General features: G+C 68.2%; 10 protein-coding genes and 1 pseudogene. 5 read left to right on the plus strand and 6 right to left on the minus strand.

Annotation, left to right across the window (positions count from 1 at the left end; genetic code table 11):
* Together OP79_RS57860 and OP79_RS48165 are read left to right on the plus strand one after the other, a co-directional pair.
* Positions 1-1,062: helix-turn-helix transcriptional regulator (locus tag OP79_RS57860; protein WP_245685743.1), on the plus strand; the 1,062-nt coding region annotated here is incomplete at its 5' end.
* Positions 1,055-2,215, plus strand: a complete 1,161-nt coding sequence (locus OP79_RS48165; RefSeq protein WP_033329575.1) for an XdhC family protein — start codon at positions 1,055-1,057, stop codon at positions 2,213-2,215. The genes OP79_RS57860 and OP79_RS48165, both read left to right, overlap by 8 nt.
* A gap of 278 nt (positions 2,216-2,493) precedes the next feature.
* Here the strand turns inward: OP79_RS48165 and OP79_RS58820 are convergent.
* The 6 genes and pseudogenes from OP79_RS58820 to OP79_RS58190 form a co-directional block, all read right to left on the minus strand.
* Positions 2,494-2,861: pseudogene (locus tag OP79_RS58820) on the minus strand (transposase); the annotation flags it as partial.
* Positions 2,862-3,255: 394 nt separating this feature from the next.
* Positions 3,256-3,846: an ABC transporter substrate-binding protein gene (locus OP79_RS58890; protein ID WP_483855342.1), complete on the minus strand. Its 591-nt coding sequence runs from the start codon at positions 3,844-3,846 to the stop codon at positions 3,256-3,258.
* Positions 3,795-4,367, minus strand: coding sequence for an ABC transporter substrate-binding protein (locus OP79_RS58895; RefSeq protein WP_483855343.1), 573 nt, complete (start codon positions 4,365-4,367; stop codon positions 3,795-3,797). The genes OP79_RS58890 and OP79_RS58895 overlap by 52 nt, the downstream gene beginning before the upstream one ends.
* A 480-nt stretch (positions 4,368-4,847) precedes the next feature.
* Positions 4,848-5,312: an acyltransferase family protein gene (locus OP79_RS53425; RefSeq protein WP_425428695.1), complete on the minus strand. Its 465-nt coding sequence runs from the start codon at positions 5,310-5,312 to the stop codon at positions 4,848-4,850.
* Positions 5,313-5,878: 566 nt separating this feature from the next.
* Positions 5,879-6,058, minus strand: a complete 180-nt coding sequence (locus tag OP79_RS57870; RefSeq protein WP_245685745.1) for a hypothetical protein — start codon at positions 6,056-6,058, stop codon at positions 5,879-5,881.
* 145 nt (positions 6,059-6,203) lie between these two features.
* The gene (locus OP79_RS58190; RefSeq protein ID WP_281194578.1) at positions 6,204-6,329 is read right to left on the minus strand and encodes a hypothetical protein; all 126 of its coding nucleotides are present in this window, start codon (positions 6,327-6,329) and stop codon (positions 6,204-6,206) included.
* A 44-nt stretch (positions 6,330-6,373) separates the two neighbouring features.
* Between OP79_RS58190 and OP79_RS48185 the strand changes: the two genes are divergently transcribed.
* Genes OP79_RS48185 through OP79_RS48195 form a run of 3 tightly spaced genes read left to right on the plus strand, consistent with a single transcriptional unit; the run spans position 6,374 to position 9,389 of the window.
* The gene (locus OP79_RS48185) at positions 6,374-7,315 is read left to right on the plus strand and encodes an alpha/beta hydrolase (RefSeq protein ID WP_033329576.1); all 942 of its coding nucleotides are present in this window, start codon (positions 6,374-6,376) and stop codon (positions 7,313-7,315) included.
* Positions 7,316-7,356: 41 nt separating this feature from the next.
* Positions 7,357-8,421, plus strand: coding sequence for an alkene reductase (locus tag OP79_RS48190; RefSeq protein WP_033329577.1), 1,065 nt, complete (start codon positions 7,357-7,359; stop codon positions 8,419-8,421).
* A gap of 26 nt (positions 8,422-8,447) precedes the next feature.
* Positions 8,448-9,389 (plus strand): NmrA/HSCARG family protein, encoded by a 942-nt coding sequence (locus OP79_RS48195; RefSeq protein WP_033329578.1) that lies wholly within the window; start codon positions 8,448-8,450, stop codon positions 9,387-9,389.
* Positions 9,390-9,482: the final 93 nt, after the last annotated feature.

The following is a 9,482-nucleotide window of genomic DNA, read 5'->3' on the forward strand; positions in this document are numbered from 1 at the left end:
GTCGGGCTTCCCCGCGGCTCTCGGCGTCGTACCGGTGGGCTCAGGCGTGAAGAGGTGGCCGCGCTGGCCGGCATGTCGGTCGACTACTACAGCCGGATCGAGCAGCAGCGTGGCCCGATGCCGTCCGAGCAGGTACTCGCCGCACTCGCCCGGGGGCTGCATCTCAGCCTGAGTGAGCGGGACTACCTCTTCGACCTCGCCGGGCACCCTGCGCCGCGGCGGGTCCTGCGCGAAGATCACGTCAGCCCGACCATGATGCGCATCGTGGAACGGCTCTCGGACACACCCGCGTTAGTGATGTCCCGCTTCGGTGAGACGCTGCTGCAGACCCGCCCGGCAGTCGCTCTGCTGGGCGACTACACCCGCTTCAACGGACTGTCCCGCTACCTGGTCTATCGCTGGTTCACCGACCCGGCGCAACGCGATCTCTATCCCGACGAGGACCACGCCCTGCGGGGCAGGGTCTGCGAAAACGAGCAGTTGAAGGAAGGAATGCACATGCCGTGTGCTTCGACGAGCGGGCGGACGTCGTTGACCCCACGGCTGATGGTCATGGCGGTGGTGTTGAAGAGCTGCCAAAAAAGCCGCTCGAGCACCGCCGAGGACATCGGCAGGCTGACGAGCAAGGAGCGGTACTCCTTCGGCGCGCAGTTCGCCGAGGTCGCCGTCGACGTCACCACCGGTGAGGTCCGGGTGCGGCGGATGCTCGGGATGTTCGCCGCGGGCCGGATCGTCAACCCGCTGACCGCGCGCAGCCAGTTCGCCGGCGGCATGGTCTGGGGCCTGTCCATGGCGCTCTACGAGGAGGCGGCCAGGGACCAGGCCACGGGCGGGCACGTCGGCGCGGACCTCGCGGGCTACCACTTCGCCGCGAACGCGGACGTCCCCGTCATCGAGGCGGACTGGGTGGACGACCCGGTCGGGATCAAGGGCATCGGCGAGATCGGCATCGTGGGAGCCGCGGCGGCGATCGCCAACGCGGTCTGGCACGCGACCGGCGTACGCCATCGGCACCTGCCCATCCGGCCCGACCGTGTACTGATGGCCGGCCGAGATGCTTGACATCGCCGTCGAGCTGCTCCGGTGGGTGGCGGAGGGCCGTGACTTCGCCGTGGCCACGGTTGTGACCGTCGGCGGCAGCGCTCCCCGCCCGCCGGGCGCGGCGCTCGCCGTCAACGCCGACGGCACGGCTGTCGGCTCGGTCTCCGGCGGCTGTGTGGAGGGCGCGGTGTACGACCTGTGCGTCCAGGCGCTCCAGGAGGGCCGCGTGGTACGGGAGCGGTTCGGCTACAGCGACGAGGACGCCTTCGCGGTGGGTCTGACCTGCGGCGGGGTGATCGATGTCCTGGTCACCCCGGTCCGCAGGGACGCGCCGGACCGACAGGTGCTCGAGGCGGCGCTCTCGGCCGCCGCCGGTGGGGAGACCGCCGCTGTCGCCCGTGTGGTCCGGGGCCCGGCCGAACTGCTCGGCCGCGCACTGCTGGTCCGTGCCGACGGGGCGTACGAGGGCGGTCTCGGCGGCGATCCGCGGCTGGACGGCACGGCGGTGGCCGAGACCCGCGCGCTGCTGGACGCCGGCCGTACCGGCACGGTCGACGTCTCGGAGGACGGCTCGCACTGCCCGGGCGGCGTGACGCTCTTCGTCGAGTCCAGTGTGGAACCGCCCCGCATGATCGTCTTCGGGGCGATCGACTTCGCGGCGGCGCTCGTACGGACGGGCAAGTTCCTCGGCTACCACGTGACCGTCTGCGACGCCCGCCCCGTCTTCGCCACCCGGGCCCGCTTTCCCGAGGCCGACGAGATCGTGGTCGACTGGCCGGACCGCTATCTGCGCGGCACCGGGACCGACGCCCGCACGGTCCTGTGCGTGCTCACCCATGACGCCAAGTTCGACGTCCCGCTGCTGGAGGAGGCGCTGCGGCTGCCGGTCGCGTTCGTCGGCGCGATGGGCTCGCGCCGCACCCACGAGGACCGCAACCGGCGGCTGCGCGAAGCGGGTGTCACCGAGGAGGAACTGGCCCGGCTGCACTCCCCGATCGGCCTCGATCTGGGCGCCCGTACGCCGGAGGAGACCGCCCTGTCCATCGCGGCCGAGATCGTCGCGGCGCGCCGGGGCGGGTCCGGCACACCGCTGACCGGTGCACCCACCCCGATCCACCACGACCGCCCCGAAGGCCCAGGTCGGGTGACCGCACTGACGTCGGCAGCCGGATGACCTCCTTCTCGTAGCTCCTGCACCGCGGCCGAGCGGGGTCAGACGTACGCGGGACCGAAGGAGGGGCATCGGGGGAAGTCTCAAGTGCGGGTGCTGAGCTGGGCGTTCGTTAGCCTCTTTGTCGCCGGATTCACCGGCATCGTCCGGAACCCCGGTGGCTGAAGATCCGCTCGAGACGTTGGTCCGAAAGCGAGCTCGCCGCCGGCAGCGGGCACCACCTCGCAGTCCTGGTCCGAGACAACAGCCAGCACGCCGCTAGAGATCTTTAACGGCTGGGGTTACGGCAGTTCGAGGTCGAGCCCGGTCTTGGCCATGAGGCCCTCGACCGAGACCGGGGCGGCATCCGTTTGAGCCGGGTCTTCACCAACGCGGTGAGCTGGTCGAGGCTGTGTTTGGTGAGGTTGGCCAGCGACCTCTTCAGGTGCGACCACACGCCCTCGACCGGGTTGAGCTCGGGAGCGTACGGTGGCAGTTGGTAGATGGTCAGCCATGATCGGGCGGCGATCAGCTCGTGCATGGTGCGGCTGACGTGCGTGTTCAAGTTGTCCCACACCAGGACGACGGGGCCGCCGAGCTGCTGGTGTGCGGCATCGAGCAGGCGGGCGTAGTCGGCTTCGGTGAAGCCCTTGCGCCTGCCCTTGGCGGGGGGTCCGAAAACCGCGCCGACCAGGCCCGGGTGCCGGTCTCGATCAGCGTCATTCAACTCCAGCGTCGGATAGCCATGGCACGAAGTCCTGCCCAGCCAGGCCTGGTTCCGCTCGGAATCGGGGACTCTCAGCGAACTGCAGCCGTCGAACGACACCATCCGGTAGGGGCCGAACCGCTCCCCTGGCGTCGTCGGCCGGGCCAGCAACCCGGTCTCGTCCCATCGCATACCTTCGTGATCAAGGTGTTGCGACGACCAGTTGATTCCGCCATGACCACCAGCATCACTGTGGCGGCGAAGAGCCGCCTGATGAGGTAAGCGAGCACTGTTCTCGGCCCCGCCGCGCCGGGCTTCACCTGCCTTTCGTGCCGTGTAGCGGGGACGCCGGTCGGTGTTACTTCTTCAGGCCGAGGTTCACGAAGTCGTACGTACCGCCGTAGTTGTCGGTCGTGTAGACGTTCGCGAGCCGGTTGGAGCGCCAGGTGATGAACTTCTCGAAGACGAAGGGCATGTAGTAACCGCCCTCCATGACCTTGTGGTTGATCTCCGTGGAGATCTCGGTCTTCTTCGCGTCGTCGAGTTCCTTGACGTAGTCGTCGAAGAGGCCGTCGATCTTCTTGTCGTTGATCAGGGCGAAGTTGTTGTTGCCGCTCTCAAGGATGTACTTGCCGCTCCACAGCGGCAGACCGTAGCCCTGGACGGACGGGAAGTCCGGGCCCCAGCCCATGATGATGATGCCGTAGCCCTTCTTCTTCACGTTCGAGGGGCTACCGATGATGCCGGCGCTCTGCGCACCGTCGAACTGGTCGATGTCGACGGTGATGCCGACCTTCTTCAGCGAGGCCTGGAGGGACTCGGCGGTGGCCACCTCAACAGGCTTGTTGTTGCGGACCGCGATGGTGGTCTTGAAGCCGTTCGGCTTGCCGCAGGCCTTCAGCTCTTCCTTGGCCTTGGCGACGTTGCCCTTCTTGTTCGCACCGGCCATCTCGTACGGGTCGTACTTCTGGCCCTCGGCGCCCGGCCGGAGACCGGGTTGTCCAGGTTGGCCTTGTGCTGCTTCAGGGCGGTGGTGCGGCCCTGCGGCGACAGCCCGCCGGTCTGATTGGCGTCCAGGTCGTAGTCGCCGTTGATCAGACGCTGGTCCATGTCATTGGCGTTGGTGAAGAAGGTCAGCGTGATCTTGTCCGGGTACGCCTTGCGGATCTTGTCCGAGGACGCCTTCCACTCCGGGTTGCGGACCAGGGTCAGCGACTTGTTCGGCGTGTACGACTGGAACTTGTACGGACCGGACGAGAACGGCTTCAGACCGTACTTCGACTTGGTGTCCTTGTCCTGGCGGACCGGGGCCGCGGACGTGTCCTTGTACGGGCCCTTGTACTCGCCCTTAGGATCGAGGATGTCCTTCAGGTAGACCGGACCGCCGGACAGCACATCCTGCGCCCACACACGCTCGATGCCGTACTTGATGTCCTTGGAGGTGATCGGCTTGCCGTCCTCCCAGGTCACCCCGTCACGCAGCGTGTACGTGTAGGTCTTGCCGTCGTTGGTGATCTTCGCCGTGCTGGTTTGAGCCGTCGTCGTTGTTGCTGCTGCTGCCGCACGCCGCCGTGGACAGCAGTGCAGCGACCACGGCTGCGGCGGCCACGGCCTGCTTACGCCGCCCTGTGGTGCGTTGGGTAATCACTCGGAGCCTCCGTGTGTGTAGCGGCCCGTCGACAGATGACGGGCCCTGGGGGTACGGCAGTTCAGCGGGAAAACCCGGCGCTGCACGCACCGGGTCCCGAAAATCCATACTTGACGTGGGCCGCGCATCTACGGCTACCGAATCGTCCGGGTCGGGCTGGGCGTCGAGCTTTGAATGTTCAGGTATCTGGAACGAGCAGCCGTGCTTCCGGACTCCCTCCACGTCCTCCTCCTGCGGGGCCGGAGTTCTCGCCATTCGAAACCGCTCCACCGCCAGAAGCGACCGTGCCGACGCCTCGGACCTCATCGGTCCGAGGCGTCGGGTGTTGCAGGCGGCAATTCAGCGCCCTTGAGACCAGATGCCCGTCGTGGAGCCGGAATGCGACGCGCCAGTCTCCGGCCCCACGTCTGACCTGGCACTTCGATAGCCCGGTACGTCAACACACTCACAGGCAGTAGCACGGCATAGAACGCGATCTCTAGCGCGAGATTGTCCCGCTCCCAGCGGCCGATCGTGCCATCTGTCACCGCCAGCAACACCGGGTGTACCAGGTAGACCGAGTAGCTGATCGTTCCCAGCCCGAGCAACCACCGCGGTATCCGCCGGCGGCGAAACACCAGTCCGACACCAAAAGTGGCCATGGCCAGCAGGAATGCCACGATCCAACCCCGCCGAGTGAAGTTGGACCCTCCGCCGTACCGATACGCACCGCTGGGCAGAGCGCACGCGGCGTCGGAATGCAAGGCCCATGCTTCAGCCGGGTGCACCCGCGGGCGGCTGATTGTTGACGGTTGAAGTGCAACCAAGAGTAGGAACGGCCATGCGTAGTAAGCGTGTACGTCTGCGACACCGGATGGGATTGCGGCGACATCTTCGTCGGCGCGGAGGACACATGAGCAGCTGGCCGCGTTTCCTCGGCCCGGGCGACAGGATGGGCACGTTCACCGTCGACGCCGACTCCACGGCCGGGGACGTGGGAGCCGTTCACCGCTTGGGGGCCCTGTACTTTCGGAATTCAGCGCTGCCACGATCGACGGCTTCCAGGGATCGATGCGCTGGGTGACCCCGCAGCACACAGCTGTCAACCAGCTCTCAGAGATGTCCGACCCAGGCCTGACGATGGGACGCGACGTGCAGTCCCTCGCGCAGGCGGCCGCGCAGGACACCGACGCGTGCTCTGCCCTCCAAGACCTGCAGCCCGCTATCTGACGGGTCCAGGAGGCGTCGGTCGATCAGGATCGGCGGGCGCAGCCACGTCCCGTGCTCTTCCCAGTGCCGGCCGACCTCTGGGGGACGAACCCTGACCCAGTGCACCGGGTTCTCGGCGTAGCTCTCAATACAGCCGGCATGCTCCGGACAGCCGGCATGCTCCGGTCGGCATCCCGCTGAAGTCCACGGCCGGGATCGTCTCGAGCCGCAGCGATGCCAGTGCAGGGTCGGCACGGAAGCGGTCATAGCTGAGGACACCGTCCTCACGGCGAGCCAACAGCGGGCTGAGATCGCTCAAGTTCATGCCGCCAGGTGTACAGCCGCGGCGCTGGGTGTCCGCCGTCTCGCCGCCCCCTGTCCATCTCTGCCGCATCGCAGGCTTAACCACGGACAACTTGTCCGTGGTTAAGCAGGACCTTCATCCGGATTCCGGTCGACGACATGCTTGATCAATCGAACGCGGCGACGCCGAACAGCTGTCGCGGCTGGTGGCGCTGATCGACTCCGGTGAGCTGCGCGTTGATGTGGCGCAGCGAGTGCCGCCCGCGGTGGCCCGCGACTGCTCGGCCAGCCATCAGACCGTTCTGCCACTCACCCCACGCAGCGAAAGACCGAGATCATGACACTCAAATTCGACCCGGAAGTAGCCGACGTCCTGGCCCAGATGGGCGGAACCGACGCATTCCAGCCCCCACGTGACGACGTCGAGGGGCGGCGAGCCTTCTGGGAGCCGATCCTCGCAGCCTCCAGCACCGCCCAGCCCTTCCCCGAAGACGTCCGGATGAGCGACAGCTACGCCACCACAGACGACGCCGCCCGGATCCAGATGCGCTGGTACACCAAGGAGGGCGCGACCCCGGGTCCGGCGGTGGTGTACTTCCACGGTGGCGGATACTTCTTCGGCCACATCGACCACTTCGACGGCACTCTCGCCCGCTACGTCTCCGCCAGCGGCGTGCCGATGCTGTCGGTCGAGTACCGCCGCGCCCCCGAACACCCCTTCCCGACCCCGATCGAAGACGGCTACGCGGCGCTGCGCTGGCTGCACGAGCACGCCGCAGAGCTCGGCGTCGACCCCGGCCGGATCGGCGTGATGGGCGACAGCGCCGGCGGCGGCCTGGCCGCAGCCGTGGCAATCCTGACGCGAGAGCGCGGCGGCCCGAAGATCGCCCGCCAGATCCTCATCATGCCGATGCTCGACGACCGCACCGGCGCCCCCGACGACCACCTTGCGCCCTTCATCTACAACTACGGCGACCTTGTCACCGGATGGCGGGCTTTCCTCGGCGACGCCGTCGGAGACTCCGACGTCCCGGCCACGGCGGCCCCGGCCCGGCTCGAAGACGCCACCGGCCTGCCGCCGGCCTACATCGAGGTCGGCCAGCTCGACCTGTTCCGCGACGAGGACACCGCCTACGCCACCAAGCTCAGCCGCGCCGGCGTACCGGTCGAATTCCACCTCCACCCCGGCGTCCCGCACGAGTTCGACTCCCTCGCCTTCACCTCCGAGGTCGCACGGCGTGCCATCGCCGACCGCGTCCGGGTGCTGAAGTCGATCTGAGCCGCGACCACCGAACCATCCACTGTACGGAAAGAAATGCGATGACTCTCTGGACCCCCATCACCGTCGGCGCCATCGAGCTGCCGCACCGCCTCGCCATGGCTCCGATGACGCGTGACCGCTCCCGGTCGGACGGCGTCCCCACCGACCTCAACCGCGCGTACTACCGTCAGCGCGCGTCGATGGCCCTCATCATCACCGAAGGCACCCAGCCCTCCGCCGACGGCCAGGGCTACCTGCTGACCCCCGGGATCTACACCGAGGCACACATCGCCGGCTGGCAGGAGATCACCAGCGCCGTGCACGCCGCAGGCGGGCGCATCGTCGTCCAGCTCATGCACACGGGCCGCATCTCCCACCCCGACAACACCCCCCACCACCGCCGGCCCGTCGCCCCCTCGGCCATCCAGCCCAAGGGCGCGATGTTCACCGCTTCCGGCCTGCAGGACATGCCCACCCCCCGGTCCCTGGCCACCGACGAAGTCGCCGACGTGGTCGACGAATTCCGCCACGCGGCCTCGGCCGCCATCGCAGCCGGCTTCGATGGTGTCGAGATCCACGGAGCCAACGGCTACCTCGTCCACCAGTTCCTCGCCGGCAACACCAACCAGCGCACCGACCGCTACGGCGGCCCGCTCGAAAACCGCATCCGCTTCGCGGTCGAGGTCGCCTCCGCGGTGGCCGACGAGATCGGCGCCGAACGCACCGGTGTGCGTCTCTCCCCGGGCAACCCCTACAACGACATCGCCGAACACGACACCCGCGACCTGTACCCGGCGCTCGTCACGGCCCTGGCACCACTGAACCTCGCCTACCTCCACCTGATCCACGGCGGCGACGAGGAACTCCTGCGCGAGCTGCGCCAGCTGTGGCCGACGGCCCTGCTCCTCAACCGCGCTGGAACCGACATCGACGCGCGCGTCGCCGACCTCGACGCCGGCCTGGCCGACGTCGTCACGGTCGGCACCATGGCACTGGCCAACCCCGACCTCCCGGCCCGCATCCGCTCCGGCGCACCGCTCAACCAGGCCGACCCGGCCACCTTCTACGGCGGCGACCACCACGGCTACACCGACTACCCCACCCTCGCCGCGACGTTGGTCTGACAAGCACTTCGGACAGGAGAATTCCGATGTCCCACGACAACGTGGTCACAGTCCTCGGTGCGACCGGCACCCAGGGAGGTGCGGTCGCGCGTACGCTGCTGGCCGACGGCGCCTTCACCGTACGGGCGGTGACGCGCGACGCCGCGTCGCCGAAGGCACAGATCCTGGCGGGGCTCGGCGCCCATGTGGTGGAGACGAGCCTCACCGACGAGGGCGGCCTGCGCCGGGCGTTCGACAGGGCGTACGGCGCGTTCCTCGTCACGCCGTACTGGGAGCACCGTTCGCCCGCGCGGGAACTGGCCGAGGTCGAGAACCTCATCAGCGCGGCCCAGGCGGCCGGTCTGCGGCATGTCATCTGGTCGACGCTGGAGGACACGCGGGATGCGATCGCGGCAGCCGACGACCGGATGCCGTTCATCGGCGACGGTTACCGGGTGCCGCACTTCGACGTGAAAGGCGGGGCCGCCGACGCTCTGTTCGCCAAGTCGGGTCTGCCCACGACGTACCTGTTGCTGTCCTTCTTCTGGGACAACCTGCTCACCCTCGCCAGACCGCAACGCGACCCCGACGGAACGCTCGCCTTGCACCTCCCCCTCGGTGACACGGCCGTCGCGGGCATCGCCTCCGACGACATCGGCCAGGCGGTGCTGCGCGTGCTGCGGCGGCCGTCGGAGACGATCGGCGCCACCGTCCCCGTGGCCGGCGAGCACCTGACCGGCGAGCAGATGGCGGCAGCGCTGAGCACGGTGCTCGGTGAGCCGGTGGCCTACCGTCCGCCCAGCCACGACCAGTTCCGCGGCCTCGGCTTCCCCGGCGCCGACGAGCTGGGAAACATGTTCCAGTACTACGCCGAGTTCTCCGGGTCCTACCGCGGCCTGCGTGAGCGCGAAGCGACGCGCGCGTTCAACCCGGATCCGTTGAGCCTGACCGACTTCCTGGCCGCACATCGTGCCGAACTCGAAGCCTAATGGGAGCTAAGGAGCCGGGGAATGCTCGGTTCCGTAGCCGCCAGCAGGTGAGCACTATCGACGCCGGAAGCACTGACTTCTGCGGTCAGACCG

Source organism: Streptomyces yerevanensis, from assembly GCF_000716805.1.
Classification (GTDB): Bacteria; Actinomycetota; Actinomycetes; order Streptomycetales; family Streptomycetaceae; genus Streptomyces; species Streptomyces flaveus.

Excerpts from the sequence above, each read along its gene's own strand:
- OP79_RS58890 (WP_483855342.1), bottom strand. The coding sequence starts at position 3,846 with ATGGCCGGTGCGAACAAGAAGGGCAACGTCGCCAAGGCCAAGGAAGAG.
- OP79_RS58190 (WP_281194578.1), bottom strand. The coding sequence starts at position 6,329 with ATGGCTGGCCGAGCAGTCGCGGGCCACCGCGGGCGGCACTCGCTGCGC.
- OP79_RS48190 (WP_033329577.1), top strand. The coding sequence starts at position 7,357 with ATGACTCTCTGGACCCCCATCACCGTCGGCGCCATCGAGCTGCCGCAC.
- OP79_RS48195 (WP_033329578.1), top strand. The coding sequence starts at position 8,448 with ATGTCCCACGACAACGTGGTCACAGTCCTCGGTGCGACCGGCACCCAG.
- OP79_RS48185 (WP_033329576.1), top strand. The coding sequence starts at position 6,374 with ATGACACTCAAATTCGACCCGGAAGTAGCCGACGTCCTGGCCCAGATG.
- OP79_RS48165 (WP_033329575.1), top strand. The coding sequence starts at position 1,055 with ATGCTTGACATCGCCGTCGAGCTGCTCCGGTGGGTGGCGGAGGGCCGT.
- OP79_RS57870 (WP_245685745.1), bottom strand. The coding sequence starts at position 6,058 with ATGAACTTGAGCGATCTCAGCCCGCTGTTGGCTCGCCGTGAGGACGGT.